Source organism: Azospirillum sp. TSO35-2, from assembly GCF_003116095.1.
Lineage (GTDB): Bacteria > Pseudomonadota > Alphaproteobacteria > Azospirillales > Azospirillaceae > Azospirillum.
Window position 1 is genome coordinate 519,262 of sequence record NZ_LGRA01000021.1, and the last position, 15,165, is coordinate 534,426.

Sequence of the window (15,165 nt, forward strand, 5' to 3'; positions counted from 1 at the left end):
TGGAGCCGGAACCGGGTCTTGCCGTTCAGCCGCGCGACGGAACCATCAGCAGCGCCTCGCCCTCGACCACCACGGTCTCGCCGACGGTGCAGACGGTCTTGATGACGGCGCGGCGCTTTTCCGGGACCAGTTCGGTGATGGTGGCGCGGGCGGTGACGGTGTCGCCGGCGCGGACCGGCGCCTTGAACTTCAGCGTCTGGCTCATGTAGATGCAGCCCGGCCCCGGCAGCTTGGTGCCCAGAACGGCCGAGATGAAGCCGACCGTCAGCATGCCGTGGGCGATGCGGCCCTGGAACATGGTGGTGGCGGCGTATTCCTGGTTGATGTGCACCGGGTTGGTGTCGCCGCTGATGCCGGCGAACAGGACGATGTCGGCCTCCGTCACCGTCTTGGCAAAGCTGGCCGTCATGCCGACGGCGAGGTCTTCGATGCAGTAGCCTTCGGTGTCCTTGCGGACCTGACGCACGTCGTCCATCACACGGTTCCTTTTTCTCTCTCGGTGCCTGCCCGGCGTCGGGCACGCTGGCGCCGCCGCCTTGTGCTGCGGCGCGTGGTGTGCACCGCAACGTGGGGAATGGCACCACGTCTCCTCCAAAAAAGCAAAAAAATCTCTAACGCCGCCTCAAAGAACCGCATCGGTCGTTCGCCTGCACAAGATCGGGCGGGTCAGGGACAGGCGCAATGGAAGGGGGCGGGGTGGGACAGGATTACTTCACGAGTTGGGAACCTGCCAAGAAGCCGCGCGTCATCAACCACTTACCCGAAAAGCTTACACCCGGCGACCGGAACGCTGCCCTTGGCCAGCGATTGCCGGACGCCTTGCCGATCCGGTCACAGTAAGATCTCGGATGTTTCAGATGCCGGACCATTTGGAGACGATTGGTTTGGCGACGCAACCTTTTCCGGCGCAGGAAGACGGCGAATCGGGAGCCGTCTTCGCTGCGCCGCAGCATTACTTGCCGGACCCCGAATGCGACACCTTGTCGCGTCCGCTGCTGCCCGACGCCTTGTTGGGGCGCTCGGCCACCTGCGGGGCGGGGGCGACCTGATCGACCTTCGCCTCGACCTTGTCGCGAACCTCCTCGTTCGGCTGTTCGGACGGCTTGGCCTCCACCGTCACCGGCGCCGTGCCGTCGTCGATCATGTCGAGTTTCCGGGCGGCGTTGCGCGACAGGTCGATCACCCGGCCGTCGACATAGGGGCCGCGGTCGTTGACGATGACGTCGACGCTCTTGCCGTTGTCCTCGTTGGTCACCGTCGCCTTGGTGCCGAGCGGCAGCGCGCGCGAGGCGGCGGTCGGCTTGTTCTGGTTCATCGGTTCGCCGCTGGCGGTGGTCCGCCCGTGGAACTTCTTGCTGTAGAAGGACGCCTCCCCCTTGTGGACCAGCACGTCTTCGCCATTCTCGTGCTCGACGTGGACCGGCGGGACCTTGGCCTTCTGGCCGGCTTGCGCCGGTGCGACGGCGCTAGTAAAGGTTGCGGCGGCGATGGCCATGGCAATGATGTGTTTCGCGTTCATCTGTGCACCTCCAACGGCGCACCAACGGAAGAGAAGGAAAAGAGTTCCCTTCCCGATGCCGGTGCAAGACTTCCGTAGGGTCTCGCCTGTTGGCCTTTTATCAATTAGGTCCCATGCCGGACTTCATAATGGACGGCTGCCGCACGGACTGCTCCAATCGGCGAAGACATTGAAAAGAGGACTGGAATGGGCGACATCGCCTTGGACGGGGATCGGGAGGGGACGGCCGCGCCGGCGGTGGTCCGCCATGCGACGATGGCCGACGGCGTGCGGCTGCGCGTCGTCGTCCGTCCGGTGCCCGGCCGGGTCCGCGGCACCGCGCTGGTGCTGACCGGCCGGGCCGAGTTCATCGAGAAATACACGGAAACCGCCGATGCGCTGGCCGCGCGCGGCTTCCGGGTGATCGCCGTCGACTGGCGCAACCAGGGCCTGTCGGACCGGCCGCTGGCCAACCGGCAGATCCACCACATCACCGACTTCGCGACGCTGGTCGACGATCTCGACGCCCTGCACGACCAGATGGTGGCGCCGCTGGTCGCGGAGAGCGGCGGGCCGCTGGTGCTGCTGGCCCATTCGATGGGCGGGCTGGTGGCGACGCTGGCGCTGGCCCGCCACGCCACCGGGGCGCCGGGAACCGACCCGGACCGCTACGCCGCCGTGCTGCTGTCGGCGCCGATGTACGCGATCAACACCGGCCCGCTGCCGCGCTGGCTGGTGCGGGGGCTGGCCTCGCTGGGGCTGGCCTGTGGCTGGGCGGAACGCTACGCGTTGGGGCAGGGCGACTACGACCCGGCGGAGGGGCGCTTCCGCCCCGACAATTCCATCACCTCCGACCCGCGGCGCTACGCCGCCTTCCATGGCCCCTTCGCCGAACGGCCGGAGTTGCGCGTCGGCGGCGTCAGCTTCGCCTGGGTGGCCGCCGCGCTCGACGCGGAGGACGCGCTGTGCGGGCTGCCGCTGGAGCGGGTGCGTACGCCGGTGCTGCTGCTGTCCGCCCCCGCCGACCGGGTGGTGCGCGCCGACGCCTGCCGGGCGGTGGCGGCCCGGCTGGGCAACGCCCGCCTGATCGAGTACCCCGACGCCCGGCACGAGCTGCTGATGGAGCGCGACGCCATCCGCGACCGGGTGTGGACCGACATCGACGCCTTCCTGGACGCGGCGCTGGACGGCGCCGGCGACAAGACGCTTGCGCCGGCGGGCGGCTCTGTCGTGGGATAGGCGCCTTCAGGACCAGAGGTGCCCCTCAGCATGACCGATTTCTGGACGGCGTCCGGCTTCCACCTGTTGACCCGCGACGCCGACAACCATCTGGCGGTGACGCCCGATTTCCTGCGCGCCTATCTGCTGCGCCCGGAGATGCGCCCGCCGGAGGAGGCCTGCGACGCCGAGCGCACGCTGCACGCGGCGCTGCTCGACGACCCGGCGCGGCCGGTGCCGGCCCCGCTGCTCGACGCCATGGCCGACGCCGACGCGCGTGACAACTGGCGGGTCTGGCTGGGCTTCCGCGACCGGCTGCGGGCGGCGGGGACGCTGGAGGGCTGCTACATCCGCCTGTTCCGCGACGGCGTGCGCGGCGTGCCGGGGCTGTTCATCGACCAGCTGGTCCATGCCATCCTGCGCGGCGTGCTGGACGAAACCCCGTCCGGCCTGCGGGCGCGGGCGGGCGAGCTGTTCTTCCGCGAGCAGACCGTCTCGGTCGCCGACGGCCGCGTCCGTCTGGCCGACGCCGAGACGGTCGAGACGATGTCGGCCATTGGGGCGACATCCGGCGGCTTCGGCTCGCTCGGCCGGCTGGTGGCTGAGGCGGGGACGCCGCTCCGCAGCGTCGAGCTGGACATCCTCGACGAGACCAACCACCCGCTCTATTGGGGCCGCGACGCCCGGCACGACACCGTGCTGGACATCACCTTCGCCGCCGCCGGGCTCGACGCGCTGGCCCGCGTGCTGGAGGCGTGGGTGGCGCATTTCCTGGGGACGGCGGTGTCGATCCAGCCGGTGCAGTCGATCCGCGACGACCGCTGGGTCTGGCATGTCGGGCTGGACGGCGCGGCGACCGCGATCCTCAACGACCTCTACAACGGCGTCGCCGTGGGGGAGGAGCGGCTGGCGCAAATCCTGGCCCTGTTCCGCCTGGACTTCGCCGACCCCGCCGCCATGCGCCCCGACCTCGCCGGCCGCCCGGTCTATCTCGGGCTGGCGATGAGCGAGGGGAAGCGGCTGAAGCTGAAGCCGCAGAACCTGCTGGTGAATCTGCCGCTGGCGTCGGTGGCGTAGGGGGCGGCGCCCCTTTGGGCTCTCTCCCTTCGATCCGATCGACAGCCACGTTCCCAAGCCGTCATCCCCGCGAAGGCGGGGATCCGGGCTGCCCAGCTCAAGCGCCTGGAATGGCTGGATTCCCGCCTGCGCGGGAATGACGGTCGATATGACGATGTTTCGGCCCTGGTCGAGCTTGGCTTCTAAAAAAGTCAGCGCAACGCACCCTCAGTCCCCCAGCAGCGCCCCGACCGGCTTCAGCGGCTCGTGCGCGTCGAACAGGATCTTCAGGATGGCGAGGATCGGCACCGCCAGCAGGGCGCCGGGGATGCCCCACAGCCAGCCCCAGAACAGGATCGACACGAACACCGCGATCGGGTTCAGCGACAGGCGGCGGCCGACGATCATCGGCGTCAGGAAATTGCCCTCCAGCGTGGTCAGGGCGATGAAGGACAGCGGCGGCAGGATGATGGTGCCGATGCCGTCGAAGGTCAGCACCGACACCAGGAAGAACACGCCGGTCATCACCGCCGGGCCGATGAAGGGGATGTAGTTGGCCAGCGCCACCAGCACCCCCCACAGCGCCGGGTTGGGCAGTCCCCACATCCACATCACCAAGCCGGCGGCCAGCCCGAGCACGGCGTTGATGAGGGTGATCGTCAGCAGATAGGCGGCGATGTTCTGCTGCAGCGTCGCGGCGACCATCGCGTAATGCACGCGGTCGTCGACGTTGCGCATGGTGCCGATCAGCGCCTCCAGGCTGTGGCGACCGCGCGCCAGGAAGAAATAGAGCAGCACCTGCAGGATCACGACGTTGACGATCACCGCCTCGACCTGGCTGATCGCCTGCTCCATCAGCGAGGGGCCGCGCACCACCACCTCGCGCACCGGGGCGGCGTTGTTGCCGGTGTCCTTGGCGATCTCCTCGATCTGGCGCGACGCCTCGCGCGCGCGGTCGATGCCGGCGCGGATGTCGCCCAGCTTGAACTCAAGCTCGTGCAGGACGCGCGGCATGCGGTTGACCCATTCGGCGGCCGGGGCCGACAGGGTGTAGATGGTCAGCAGCACGCCGCCGAACACCATCAGCACCATGACGGCGGCGCCGAGCCCCTCCGGGATGCCCAGCCGGTAGAGGGCGCGGACCAGCGGGCGCAGCAGGAAGCTGAGAATCAGCGCCAGCATGATCGGCAGCAGCACCTCGCGCCCGAAATACAGCGTGAACAGCACGGCGATCACGAACAGGCCGACGGCGGCGATGGCCAGCGGGTCGCGGCGGTGGCCCGGCGGGGGCAGCGGCTCGGTCACCGGTTCGGGCGTGTCCTGGAGCGGCGCCTCGGGAGCGGTGGCCGGGGTGGTGGCCGGGGTGGGGGGGAGCGAGGCGAGCGGGCTGCGGTCAGTCATCGCGGTGGCCGGACCTCCGAAGGACGGCGCTTGACGGTGGCGCCCGCTCCTCCGATCTAGGGGAGTGTTTTGCCGGGTCCGCACCCCTTGCGGTCCCCACCGTCCTTGCCGGAGACCCAGTCGCGATGCGCAGCCCGTTTCCCCTGATGAACGTTCGGCCCGGCCTTTTGGTTCTGGGTCTTTTGGCGGCGGGTCTGGCGCCGGCGCTGTCGGCCCGGCCGGCCGCCGCCGACGCGGTGATCGGCCGCTTCTCCAACGACTGGACCGGCAACGGGCTGGAGATCCAGGCGGTCGAGGACCCCAAGGTGAAGGGCGTCACCTGCCATCTGGTCGATTTCGACCGCAGCCTGATCGACCGGCTGAGCAAGGGCAACTGGTTCGAGGATCCGTCGAACGCCTCGATCGCCTGCCGCCAGACCGGTCCGGTGACCGTCGGCGACATCGAGCTGTCGCAGAAGGGGGAGGAGGTCTTCTCCGAACGGAAGAGCCTGATCTTCAAGTCGATCGCCATCCGGCGCATCTATGACCGCCCGAACGACACGCTGGTTTATGTGGTGTACAGCCGGCAGGTGAAGGACGCCTCGGCCAAGATGTCGATCTCGACCGTGCCGCTGTTCAGCGCCAACGCGACCTGGACGAAGGGGAAACCGGCGGCGAAGTGAGCGGCGGCGGATTCTTGAGTTGATACCGCTTCGTCTGGCAAGATTGACACGGATGTCACGGATTTAACGGATTTTCTAGGCTTGGCGGCGCTTTGGCTGTTCCGGAGAAGCGATGCGATGGCAACGCCACATCCGTGTCATCCGTGTCAAAATCCGTTGAATCCGCGTCAATCTTGCCCGCGATTCCCGCACTCTCCAGGCCGCGCGCCGTCTAAAAAGCCTGGCCTCACCCCACGATGCGCCCCAGCCGGACGGCGGTCTGGCCGGGCTTGACGCGGCGGGCGGGCATGATCAGGACGCAGTCGTCGTAGGGGGTCAGGATGGCGCGGCCGTCGTCCCAGCCGATGACGGTGCCGGCGCGGCCGATCACCTCCATGCCGACGAAGGGGGCGGTGAAGCGGAAGCGCTCGCTGATCGCCGTGACGGCGTCGGTGACCTCGACCACCCGCTGCGGGTCGCTGCGCGGACGCAGGCGCGGGCCGGCCAGCAGCGGGTCGATCATCTCCAGCCCCACCAGCAGGCGCAGGCAGCTTTCCAGCGCCACCACCGCGGTTTCGGTGCGCCAGTGCTGGCCGCATTCGACCAGGATCGCGGTGCGCGAGCCTTCCGCCTCGGCGAAGCCGCCATAATCGATCAGCCGGCGTCCGCCGGCGTGCCCCTCGTCCGCCACCACCCAGGCGGGATAGCCGAGGCCGAGCGCCAGATCGCGCCCGCGCGTCGTTTGTCCGCACAGGGTCAGCGGCGCGGTGTCAGCCGTCATCGAATGGAGGTCGAGCAGCAGGTCGGCCGACTCGTAGACCGGGCGGAGCTGGCGGGCGCGCCGCAGCTCCACGCTGTCGCGCCGGCCGTCGAGATGCTCCGGCGACCACAGCCGGTTGAAATCCTCGTCCAGATAGCGCGAGGCGTAGGGGTTCTGGCGGTCGAAGCCGGCGTAGGCCGCCGTGTTGGCGAAGACGAAGCTGAGCCGGCCGCGCCGCGGCCGCACCCCCAGGCGCAGCAGGCTGTCCAGCGCGATGGCGCCGGCGATCTCGTTGCCGTGCACCAGCGCGTTCAGCACGACGTGCGGCCCCGGCGAGGCCGCGGTCAGGCTGGTGACATGGTCGATGCCGGTGTTGCCGCGCCGGTAGGGCGCGATGTCCGGCGCGGTCAGTTCGACGGGGGCGAAGAGCGGGTCGGTCAAGCGGCAGGCTCGCCAGCGGTGGGCTTTCCCGTCAGTATGGCGAACCAACCGGCGGCGCGCCAGCCCGGCGCATGGCAAAATTCGCTGCGGCACCCGTGACGCCGGCGCAAGGCTTTGTTGCAGGGATGTGGCGGGTCGATGACGATTCGCCGTCGACGCCAGGTTGACGCTTGGGTTATAGGATCGGCCGGTTCCATGGGGCGGGCCAGGCGATGAGCTTCGTGATCGACGACGTGCTGGTCCGCAACGACCCGGCCAACGGGTCCGCGATGGGGACCATGGGGCGGCGCCTGCCGGTCCTGTTCGATTCGCCGCACAGCGGCCGGGTCTATCCCGCCGACTTCCAGGTGATCTGCCCGCACCCCCTGCTGCGCCAGGCCGAGGACACCCATGTCGAGGAGCTGTTCGCCACGGCGCCCGACCATGGCGCGACCCTGCTGTGCGCGCTGTTCCCCCGCACCTGCATCGACGTGAACCGGGCGGTCGACGACATCGACCCGGCGTTGCTGGACGGCGCGTGGCCGACCCCGCTGCACCCGACCGCCCGCAGCATGATGGGCATGGGGCTGATCCGCAGCATGCTGCGCCCCGGTGTGCCGCTCTATGACGGAAAGCTGCCGGCCGCGGTGGTGGCCGACCGGATCGACCGCTACTACCGCCCCTACCACGCCCAGATGCGGGCGACGCTGGATCGGCTGGCCGAACGGTTCGGCGCGGTGTGGCACGTCAACTGCCACTCCATGCCCTCGACGCTGGGGCCGGACGGCCGCGACCCGCTGGCGGCGGACTTCGTCATCGGCGACCGCGACGGCACCACCAGCGAGGCCGGCTTCGTCGCCCTGGTGGCGGAGACGCTGCGCGGCTTCGGGCACCGCGTCGCGATCAACGACCCTTACAAGGGGGTGGAGCTGCTGGCGCGCTACGGCGATCCGGCGCGCGGCCGCCATTCGATCCAGCTGGAGATCAACCGGCGGCTCTACATGAACGAGGAGACGCTGGAGCGTCACGACGGCTTCGCCCGGCTGAAGGGCGAGATCGACACGCTGATCCGCCGCATCGCCGACCATGCCGAACGGCGGGTGCTGCGGCGCGCGGCCGAATGACCGCAACGGCAGCACCCGGGCCGGGCGGGACGGTCAGCCGGTGGTGATCTGGTCCCGCGCCATGTCCAGGAAATGGGCCATCTGCTTCTCGACGCGATGGTCGGAGATGTCGACGCCCCGGGCGTGCAGGTCGCTGCACAGCTTTTCGCGGATGTCGTGCGGGCCCGCGGTGGTGATGTCGGTGTCGACGATCTGCCGGGCGTAGGCCTCGGCGTCGGCACCGCTCAGCCCCATCAGATCGGCGGCCCACTCGCCGGCCAGCCGGTCACGCCGGGCGCGGATGCGGAAGAGCAGGTCCTCGTCATGCTGGAACTTAGTCTCAAAGGCCTTTTCGCGATCGTCGAAGGTCGTCATGGGACCAGGCTCCTTGGATTGGTTTTCGCTCCCGGATGCATGATTATATAGCTCCGAGGCGGTTGTCGTCACCGTCCCGCGGCGTGGTCGCCGCGGAGATTTTGTAGAGTTTCCCCCGGGGCGGCGGCATACCCTTGGACATCACAAAAGACAAGGTACGGCATGTGCAGCGTGATCCTCCTGCGGCGACCCGACGCAACCTGGCCGCTGGTCGTCGCCGGCAACCGTGACGAGATGGCGGGCCGGCCCTGGCAGCCGCCGGCGCGCCATTGGCCCGACCGGCCGAACGTGGTCGCCGGGCTGGACGAGCTGGCGGGCGGCTCCTGGATGGGGCTGAACGACGAGGGCGTGGTGGCCGTCGTCCTGAACCGGTTCGGCACCCTGGGGCCGGAGACCGGCAAGCGGTCGCGCGGCGAACTGGTGCTCGACGCGCTCGACCATGCCGACGCGGCGGAAGCGGCGCGGGCCTTCGCCGACCTCGACATCCGGGCCTACCGCCCGTTCAACCTGGTGATCGCCGACAACCGCGACGCCTATCTGGTCGTCCACCGCGGCGCCAACCCGCGCCACCGGCCGGAGGTGTCGTCGATCCCCGTCGGCGTCCACATGCTGACCGCCTTCGAGCTGGACGACGCGCAGGACCCGCGCACCGCCTTCTACCGCCCGCTGTTCCAGCACGCCGAACCGCCGACGGTCGACGCCGCCGATGCCGGCTCCTTCGGCTGGGGCGGCTGGCCCGAGCTGATGGGCAGCCGCATCTGGGAGGGCGAGCATGGCGAGCGCGGCGCCATGGACTTCCGGATGCCCAGCGGCTTCGGCACGACGTCGAGCAGCCTCATCGCCGTGCCCGCCGTCGAGCGGCCGGAGCTGAAGCCGATCTGGCACTTCGCGCCCGGCCGGCCGCACGCCGTCGCCTACGAGCCGGTGGAGCTGTGAGTGATCCCGCCCGTCGAACCCCCGTCGTTGTGTTCGCCAACCCGGCTTGCTATATCACAGGGGCACTTTCCTGGGCCGGCAAGCTCGCTTGACCGGTCCTTACGTATTTGGACGAACACGCGATGACACGACGCCGGCGCATCTACGAAGGCAAGGCGAAGGTACTCTTCGAAGGGCCGGAACCGGGTACCCTGGTGCAGTACTTCAAGGACGATGCCACCGCCTTCAACAACCAGAAGAAGGGCGTCATCACCGGCAAGGGGGTGCTGAACAACCGCATCTCCGAGTATCTGATGAGCCGTCTGTCCGAGATCGGCGTGCCGACGCACTTCATGCGCCGCCTGAACATGCGCGAGCAGCTGGTGCGCGAGGTGGAGATCATCCCGATCGAGGTGGTGGTGCGCAACGTCGCCGCCGGGTCGCTGTCGCAGCGCTTCGGCATTCCGGAAGGCACGCCGCTGCCGCGGTCGATCATCGAGTATTACTACAAGTCGGACGAGCTGAGCGACCCGATGGTCTCGGAAGAGCACATCACCGCCTTCGGCTGGGCGGCGCCGCAGGACCTCGACGACATGGTCGCGCTGTCGCTCCGCGTGAACGACTATCTGTCCGGCCTCTTCCTCGGCATCGGCCTGCGGCTGGTCGACTTCAAGCTGGAGTTCGGCCGGCTGTGGGAGAACGAGGAGATGCGCATCGTCCTCGCCGACGAGATCAGCCCGGACAATTGCCGGCTGTGGGACGTCAAGACCAACGAGAAGCTGGACAAGGACCGGTTCCGCCAGGATCTGGGCCGCGTCGAGGAAGCCTATCAGGAGGTCGCGCGGCGCCTCGGCATCCTGCCGGAAGGCGGGCCGACCGACGTCAAGGGCCCCAAGACCCTCCAGTAACCACCCTCCAGCAACCACCCCTTACCCACTACCCCCAAGCGAGCGGACATCCCGATGAAGGCCAAGGTTCACGTCACCCTCAAGCGCGGCGTTCTCGACCCCCAGGGCAAGGCGATCGCGCACGCGCTGCACACGCTGGGCTTCGACGGCGTCGAGGACGTCCGCGCCGGCAAGGTGATCGAGCTTCAGCTCACCAGCACCGACGAGGCGACCGCCCGCCGGGAGGTTGAGGCGATGTGCAGCAAGCTGCTCGCCAACACCGTCATCGAGGACTACGCCATCGAGCTGGTGGCCTGAGCCAGCGGTTCCAGGGGGTATGAGCGCGGTCCGCCAATGACTCCGTCACTGGATTCACGGCCATGAGCGTCGAGCATCTGGCCGCGCTCGACCCCATCTTCGCCGAATGCCTGCGCGTCGGCGGCCCGGCCATCCGCGACTTTTCGCGGCCGACCGGCTTCGTCGGCCTGCTGCGCATGGTGATGGAGCAGCAGCTCTCCACCAAGGTCGCGCTGGCGCTGTGGGCGAAATTGCAGGAGCGCCTGGGCGGTGTCGTCACCCCCGACGCCATCCTGGCGGTCGACGACGACACGCTGCGCGCCTGCGGCTTCTCCCGCCAGAAGGTCGGCTACGCCCGCGGTCTGGCCGAGGCGGTGGCGAGCGGCCGTCTCGATTTCGACGCCATCCACGCCATGGCCGATGAAGAGGCCATCGCCCATCTGGTCGCGCTGAAGGGCATCGGCCGCTGGAGCGCCGAGGTCTATCTGATGACCACGCTCGACCGGCCCGACATCTGGCCGATCGGCGATCTGGCGATCCAGCTTGGCGTCCAGCGGCTGAAGGGCTGGGCCGACAAGCCGACGCCGCGGCAACTGATCGAGGTCGCCGAACCCTGGCGGCCCCACCGCAGCCTCGCCGCCCGGCTGGTCTGGCACCATTACGTCGCGCTGCAGGAACAGGCGCGCGCTCTCAAGACACCAAAACGGGCAGCGTCCACCCCGCCAGCGTGATTTCCACCGGCAGGCGGGCCAGCACGTCGCCGTCGCCCTGCACCGTGTCGGCGAACAGCCCGTCGCCTGCCGGTCCTTCGATCCGCACCCGCCGCGCCGTCACCACCCGGTAGTCGGGAAAGCGGGCCAGCCGTCCGGCGGTGACGCCCCAGACATAGCGCAATGCGTTCAGCCGCCCGCCGCGCGGGAACAGGCAGACGTGCAGCTCCGGTTCGGTCAACCGGGCGTCGGGGGCGCAGATGAAGCGGCCGCCGTAGAAATGCCCTTTGGCGACGATCACCGACGCCACCTCCTCCGCCGGGCCGCCGTCGAGGCTGACACGGTAGCGGTGGTCGGGCCGCACCGCCAACTGCACCAGGGTTTCCAGCACATAGGCGCCCTTGCCGATCCGGCGCTTCACCCGCGGGTCGACCCGCTCGACCACCCGGGCGTCCAGCCCGACCCCGGCCATCAGCGAAAACACCCGTCCGTTCGCCAGCGCCGGCCAGATCGCCGCCCGCCGGCCGCCGGCCAGCACCGCGGCGATGCCGTCGGCGTCGATCGGCAGGCCGAGTTCCGCCGCCAGCACGTTGGCGGTGCCCATCGGCACGATGCCAAGCGCCACCGGCCGGCCGGCGGCGGCGTGGACGGCCAGCCCGTTGATGACCTCGTTGATGGTGCCGTCGCCGCCGGCTGCGATCACGGCGTCGACGTCGCCGGGATCGACCGCGCGGGCGAAGGCCTCCGCATCGCCGCGCTTGCCGGTGGGCGTCACGGCGACGGCGATGCCGCGCTGCTCCAGCCGGGCGACCACCGCGCGCAGCCGGCGCGCCCGCCGCCCGCCGGCGGTCGGGTTGTGGATGACCAGGACCCGCCGCACCGCGCCGGCCGTTGCCCCGCCCGCCGTCGCCGCTGTCCGGTTTGCCCCCCCGTTGACCGCGCCCGTCATCTCCACCACGTCACGCACCGATTCGCTCTCCCTGGTCGGCGCGCCGAGCGCCTTCTGTTGCAGAAGCATGAAGGTCATGCGGCGGTTCTGTTTCAGTAAAAGTGCAATACAGTGACCAATCATCAAAATACAGTGGCGAATAGGTGCTGCCGATACAAACCATTGTCAAGAGGTGTCTCTTCCATCTATACCACGCTTGTCTTGGTACCCCCGGTCATGGCGACGACGGAGTGGAAGATGGACGCCGTCCCAGCGGTCAAGCGTTACCGCAGCATCTGGATATCCGACGTTCATCTCGGAACGCGCGGCTGTCAGGCGGACATGCTGCTCGATTTCCTCAAGCACACCGAATCGGACCACCTGTTCCTGGTCGGCGACATCGTCGACGGCTGGCGGCTGAAGAAGGCCTGGTACTGGCCGCAGCCCCACAACGACGTGGTGCAGAAGATCATGCGCCGCGCCCGCAAGGGTGTGGAGGTCTATTACATCCCCGGCAACCACGACGAGGCGGCGCGCGACTATGTCGGCCTGCAATTCGGCGGGGTGCATGTGGTGGACGAGTGGGTGCACACCACCGCCGACGGCCGCCGCCTGCTGATCACCCACGGCGACCGCTTCGACGCCGTGGTGCGCTACGCCAAGTGGCTGGCCCTGCTGGGCGACCACGCCTACGTCACGCTGCTGCACATCAACACCGCCTTCAACTGGGTCCGGCGCAAGCTGGGTTTCGACTACTGGTCGCTGTCGGCCTACCTGAAACACAAGGCCAAGACCGCGGTCGAGTTCATCGGCAAGTACGAAGAGGCGCTGGGCGAGGAAGCCCGCCGCCGCAAGGTGGACGGCGTCGTCTGCGGCCACATCCACACCGCCGAGATGCGGGACATCGAAGGAATACTCTATTGCAACGACGGCGATTGGGTCGAGTCCTGCACCGCCTTGGTCGAGCACGACAGCGGGGCGCTGGAGATCATCCACTGGGCGGAGGTCATGGCCCGGCGCTCGGCCGACCGGGACTCCAACTCCGCGACGCTTCCGGCCAAGACGACCAGCAAGGAACGGGAAGCGGCGTGAACATCCTGATCGTGAGCGACGCCTGGCACCCGCAGGTGAACGGCGTCGTCCGCACCATCGGCACCGTCCGCGACGAGCTGGAGGCGATGGGCCACAGCGTCGAGGTGATTGGTCCCGACCGTTTCCACACCGTGGCGATGCCGACCTACCCGGAAATCCGGCTGGCGCTGGGGGCGAAGCGGCGGCTGTGGGCGATGATCGAGGGGTTGCGGCCGGACTGCATCCACATCGCCACCGAAGGGCCGCTGGGCTTCGCCGCCCGGTCCTATTGCCTGAAGCACGGCAAGCCCTTCACCACCGCCTACCACACCCGCTTTCCCGAATATCTGCGCGACCGCGCGCCGATCCCGCTGGCGCTGTCCTACGCCGTCGTCCGCCGCTTCCACAAGCCGTCGTCGGCGGTGATGGTGGCGACCCAGACCATCGAGGACGCGCTGACCTCGCGCGGTTTCGCCAACATCCGCCGCTGGACCCGCGGGGTCGACACCGCGCTGTTCCACCCGCGCGACAAGGGCTTCCTCGATCTGCCGCGCCCGGTGTCGATGTATGTCGGCCGCGTCGCGGTGGAAAAGAACCTGGAGGACTTCCTGCGCCTCGACCTGCCGGGGACCAAGGTGGTGGTCGGCGACGGCCCGGCGCGCGAGGAACTGCAGCGCAAATACCCCGCCGTCCATTGGGCCGGCGCCCGCCATGGCGAGGATCTGGCCCGGCACTACGCCGCCGCCGACGTCTTCGTCTTCCCGTCGCGCACCGACACCTTCGGGCTGGTGCTGCTGGAGGCGCTGGCGTCCGGCGTTCCGGTCGCCGCCTACCCGGTGCCCGGCCCGCTGGATGTCGTCAACGGCTCTGGCGCCGGCTGCCTGGACGTCGACCTGAAGCGGGCGGTGGAAGGGGCGCTGGCGATCCCCGGCCAGACCTGCCGGGATCACGCGCTCAGCTATTCGTGGCGGCGCTCGGCGGAGCAGTTCCTGTCGAACCTGCGGCCGTTCTCGTAACGGGCCGGCGGCGCCCGCCGTGGACGTGGTAACGCAGGAACAGCCGCGTCCGCGTCCGCGCGTCGTCCACCAGCGGCACGACGGCGAGCAGGACTAGGAACGCCGCCAGCGGCAGGGTGGTGACATAGCCGGCATGCTTGAACCCGACCGCCCCCGCGGTGCCGCCCAGGCAGAAGGACAGCAGCAGCGTCAGCAGCAGCCCGAGACGCCGCCAGTTGGTGCGCACCGGCGTGTAGCGCGCCGATTCCCGGCCGAGGTTGATGTAGACCAGCTTGCCGAGTTCGATGCCGACATCGGTGACGATCCCGGTCATGTGGGTGGTGCGGATCTCCGCGTTGGAAACCTTGGTGATGATGGCGTTCTGCAACCCCATGATGAAGCACAGCAGCAGGACGGTCAGCGGGGTGAACAGCGCCCGATGGTCCTCCAGGCTGTTGCCCAGCAACCCGAAGGCCAGCAGCAGCAACGCCTCCCAGAACAGCGGATAGGCGTAGGCGCTGCGCATCCGGTGGTGCCGTCCCCAGTTGATGAGGATCGTCGAATAGGCCGCGCCGGAGACGAAGGACACCACCGACGCCACCCCGGTCGCCAGCGCCGTCAGGTTGCCCAGCACCAGATTGTCGGCCATCGACGACACGATGCCGGTCATGTGCGAGGTGTATTGCAGCACCGCCAGAAACCCGCCGGCGTTGATGGCGCCGGCGACGAAGGCCAGCGACACCCCCAGATGGATGTTGGCCCGTCTGGTCCGCTTGCTCCCGGACAATCGGCGGAGGTAGGACACCGGCATGCTGCACCACCGAGGCGGAAACTATTCTGCAACGCAGCATACAGGATGACGGGCGGAGGGAACACCGCGTCGGCGTCGA

The 15,165-nt window shown here is 68.9% G+C and carries 17 protein-coding genes; 10 read left to right on the forward strand and 7 right to left on the reverse strand.

Features of this window, described 5'->3' with window-relative positions; all coding sequences use genetic code 11:
• Positions 1-25: 25 nt before the first annotated feature.
• Together TSO352_RS18565 and TSO352_RS18570 are read right to left on the reverse strand one after the other, a co-directional pair.
• Positions 26-475 carry a MaoC family dehydratase gene (locus TSO352_RS18565; RefSeq protein WP_109108773.1) on the reverse strand — a complete coding sequence of 150 codons (450 nt, stop codon included), beginning with the start codon at positions 473-475 and terminating at the stop codon, positions 26-28.
• A gap of 477 nt (positions 476-952) precedes the next feature.
• Entirely contained in the window at positions 953-1,519 is a 567-nt protein-coding gene (locus TSO352_RS18570; protein WP_109108774.1) for a septal ring lytic transglycosylase RlpA family protein, read from the reverse strand.
• 186 nt (positions 1,520-1,705) lie between these two features.
• Between TSO352_RS18570 and TSO352_RS18575 the strand changes: the two genes are divergently transcribed.
• Positions 1,706-2,737, forward strand: coding sequence for an alpha/beta hydrolase (locus TSO352_RS18575; protein WP_109108775.1), 1,032 nt, complete (start codon positions 1,706-1,708; stop codon positions 2,735-2,737).
• A 30-nt stretch (positions 2,738-2,767) separates the two neighbouring features.
• Positions 2,768-3,793, forward strand: coding sequence for a DUF6352 family protein (locus TSO352_RS18580; RefSeq protein WP_109108776.1), 1,026 nt, complete (start codon positions 2,768-2,770; stop codon positions 3,791-3,793).
• 207 nt (positions 3,794-4,000) lie between these two features.
• Here TSO352_RS18580 and TSO352_RS18585 read toward each other — a convergent pair whose 3' ends face one another.
• Positions 4,001-5,173: an AI-2E family transporter gene (locus TSO352_RS18585; RefSeq protein ID WP_109108777.1), complete on the reverse strand. Its 1,173-nt coding sequence runs from the start codon at positions 5,171-5,173 to the stop codon at positions 4,001-4,003.
• A 125-nt stretch (positions 5,174-5,298) separates the two neighbouring features.
• Here TSO352_RS18585 and TSO352_RS18590 point away from each other — a divergent pair, with 125 nt between their 5' ends.
• Positions 5,299-5,835: a CreA family protein gene (locus tag TSO352_RS18590; protein WP_109108778.1), complete on the forward strand. Its 537-nt coding sequence runs from the start codon at positions 5,299-5,301 to the stop codon at positions 5,833-5,835.
• A 226-nt stretch (positions 5,836-6,061) separates the two neighbouring features.
• On the opposite strand, the gene TSO352_RS18595 is transcribed toward TSO352_RS18590, so the two are convergent.
• Positions 6,062-7,015, reverse strand: coding sequence for a succinylglutamate desuccinylase/aspartoacylase family protein (locus TSO352_RS18595; protein ID WP_109108779.1), 954 nt, complete (start codon positions 7,013-7,015; stop codon positions 6,062-6,064).
• A gap of 212 nt (positions 7,016-7,227) precedes the next feature.
• Here TSO352_RS18595 and TSO352_RS18600 point away from each other — a divergent pair, with 212 nt between their 5' ends.
• A complete protein-coding gene (locus tag TSO352_RS18600; RefSeq protein WP_109108780.1) occupies positions 7,228-8,118 on the forward strand; it encodes an N-formylglutamate amidohydrolase in 891 nt (296 codons plus the stop codon).
• A gap of 33 nt (positions 8,119-8,151) precedes the next feature.
• On the opposite strand, the gene TSO352_RS18605 is transcribed toward TSO352_RS18600, so the two are convergent.
• Entirely contained in the window at positions 8,152-8,472 is a 321-nt protein-coding gene (locus TSO352_RS18605) for a DUF1476 domain-containing protein (protein ID WP_109108781.1), read from the reverse strand.
• A gap of 162 nt (positions 8,473-8,634) precedes the next feature.
• On the opposite strand from TSO352_RS18605, the gene TSO352_RS18610 reads away from it, so the two are divergent.
• The 4 genes from TSO352_RS18610 (at position 8,635) to TSO352_RS18625 (ending at position 11,302) form a co-directional block, all read left to right on the forward strand.
• Positions 8,635-9,408 (forward strand): NRDE family protein, encoded by a 774-nt coding sequence (locus TSO352_RS18610; RefSeq protein WP_109108782.1) that lies wholly within the window; start codon positions 8,635-8,637, stop codon positions 9,406-9,408.
• A gap of 122 nt (positions 9,409-9,530) precedes the next feature.
• The gene (gene purC / locus TSO352_RS18615) at positions 9,531-10,295 is read left to right on the forward strand and encodes a phosphoribosylaminoimidazolesuccinocarboxamide synthase (RefSeq protein ID WP_109108783.1); all 765 of its coding nucleotides are present in this window, start codon (positions 9,531-9,533) and stop codon (positions 10,293-10,295) included.
• Between the two features lie 54 nt (positions 10,296-10,349).
• Positions 10,350-10,592 (forward strand): phosphoribosylformylglycinamidine synthase subunit PurS, encoded by a 243-nt coding sequence (purS, locus tag TSO352_RS18620; RefSeq protein ID WP_109108784.1) that lies wholly within the window; start codon positions 10,350-10,352, stop codon positions 10,590-10,592.
• Positions 10,593-10,654: 62 nt separating this feature from the next.
• Positions 10,655-11,302 carry a DNA-3-methyladenine glycosylase gene (locus tag TSO352_RS18625; protein WP_109108785.1) on the forward strand — a complete coding sequence of 216 codons (648 nt, stop codon included), beginning with the start codon at positions 10,655-10,657 and terminating at the stop codon, positions 11,300-11,302.
• On the opposite strand, the gene TSO352_RS18630 is transcribed toward TSO352_RS18625, so the two are convergent.
• A complete protein-coding gene (locus TSO352_RS18630; protein ID WP_247872244.1) occupies positions 11,262-12,308 on the reverse strand; it encodes a diacylglycerol kinase family protein in 1,047 nt (348 codons plus the stop codon). The genes TSO352_RS18625 and TSO352_RS18630 overlap by 41 nt on opposite strands.
• Positions 12,309-12,467: 159 nt before the next feature.
• Here TSO352_RS18630 and TSO352_RS18635 point away from each other — a divergent pair, with 159 nt between their 5' ends.
• Positions 12,468-13,301, forward strand: a complete 834-nt coding sequence (locus TSO352_RS18635) for a UDP-2,3-diacylglucosamine diphosphatase (protein WP_109108786.1) — start codon at positions 12,468-12,470, stop codon at positions 13,299-13,301.
• A complete protein-coding gene (locus TSO352_RS18640) occupies positions 13,298-14,296 on the forward strand; it encodes a glycosyltransferase family 1 protein (protein ID WP_109108787.1) in 999 nt (332 codons plus the stop codon). The genes TSO352_RS18635 and TSO352_RS18640 overlap by 4 nt, the downstream gene beginning before the upstream one ends.
• Here the strand turns inward: TSO352_RS18640 and TSO352_RS18645 are convergent.
• Complete coding sequence (locus TSO352_RS18645; RefSeq protein ID WP_109108788.1) at positions 14,235-15,086, reverse strand: YoaK family protein; 852 nt, start codon at positions 15,084-15,086, stop codon at positions 14,235-14,237. The genes TSO352_RS18640 and TSO352_RS18645 overlap by 62 nt on opposite strands.
• Between the last annotated feature and the right edge of the window lie 79 nt (positions 15,087-15,165).

Coding starts and splice junctions, on each gene's coding strand:
- TSO352_RS18610 (WP_109108782.1), top strand. CDS start 8,635: ATGTGCAGCGTGATCCTCCTGCGGCGACCCGACGCAACCTGGCCGCTG.
- TSO352_RS18565 (WP_109108773.1), bottom strand. CDS start 475: ATGGACGACGTGCGTCAGGTCCGCAAGGACACCGAAGGCTACTGCATC.
- purS (WP_109108784.1), top strand. CDS start 10,350: ATGAAGGCCAAGGTTCACGTCACCCTCAAGCGCGGCGTTCTCGACCCC.
- TSO352_RS18605 (WP_109108781.1), bottom strand. CDS start 8,472: ATGACGACCTTCGACGATCGCGAAAAGGCCTTTGAGACTAAGTTCCAG.
- TSO352_RS18580 (WP_109108776.1), top strand. CDS start 2,768: ATGACCGATTTCTGGACGGCGTCCGGCTTCCACCTGTTGACCCGCGAC.
- TSO352_RS18645 (WP_109108788.1), bottom strand. CDS start 15,086: ATGCCGGTGTCCTACCTCCGCCGATTGTCCGGGAGCAAGCGGACCAGA.
- TSO352_RS18570 (WP_109108774.1), bottom strand. CDS start 1,519: ATGAACGCGAAACACATCATTGCCATGGCCATCGCCGCCGCAACCTTT.
- TSO352_RS18590 (WP_109108778.1), top strand. CDS start 5,299: ATGCGCAGCCCGTTTCCCCTGATGAACGTTCGGCCCGGCCTTTTGGTT.
- TSO352_RS18625 (WP_109108785.1), top strand. CDS start 10,655: ATGAGCGTCGAGCATCTGGCCGCGCTCGACCCCATCTTCGCCGAATGC.
- purC (WP_109108783.1), top strand. CDS start 9,531: ATGACACGACGCCGGCGCATCTACGAAGGCAAGGCGAAGGTACTCTTC.
- TSO352_RS18600 (WP_109108780.1), top strand. CDS start 7,228: ATGAGCTTCGTGATCGACGACGTGCTGGTCCGCAACGACCCGGCCAAC.
- TSO352_RS18585 (WP_109108777.1), bottom strand. CDS start 5,173: ATGACTGACCGCAGCCCGCTCGCCTCGCTCCCCCCCACCCCGGCCACC.
- TSO352_RS18635 (WP_109108786.1), top strand. CDS start 12,468: ATGGACGCCGTCCCAGCGGTCAAGCGTTACCGCAGCATCTGGATATCC.
- TSO352_RS18575 (WP_109108775.1), top strand. CDS start 1,706: ATGGGCGACATCGCCTTGGACGGGGATCGGGAGGGGACGGCCGCGCCG.
- TSO352_RS18630 (WP_247872244.1), bottom strand. CDS start 12,308: ATGACCTTCATGCTTCTGCAACAGAAGGCGCTCGGCGCGCCGACCAGG.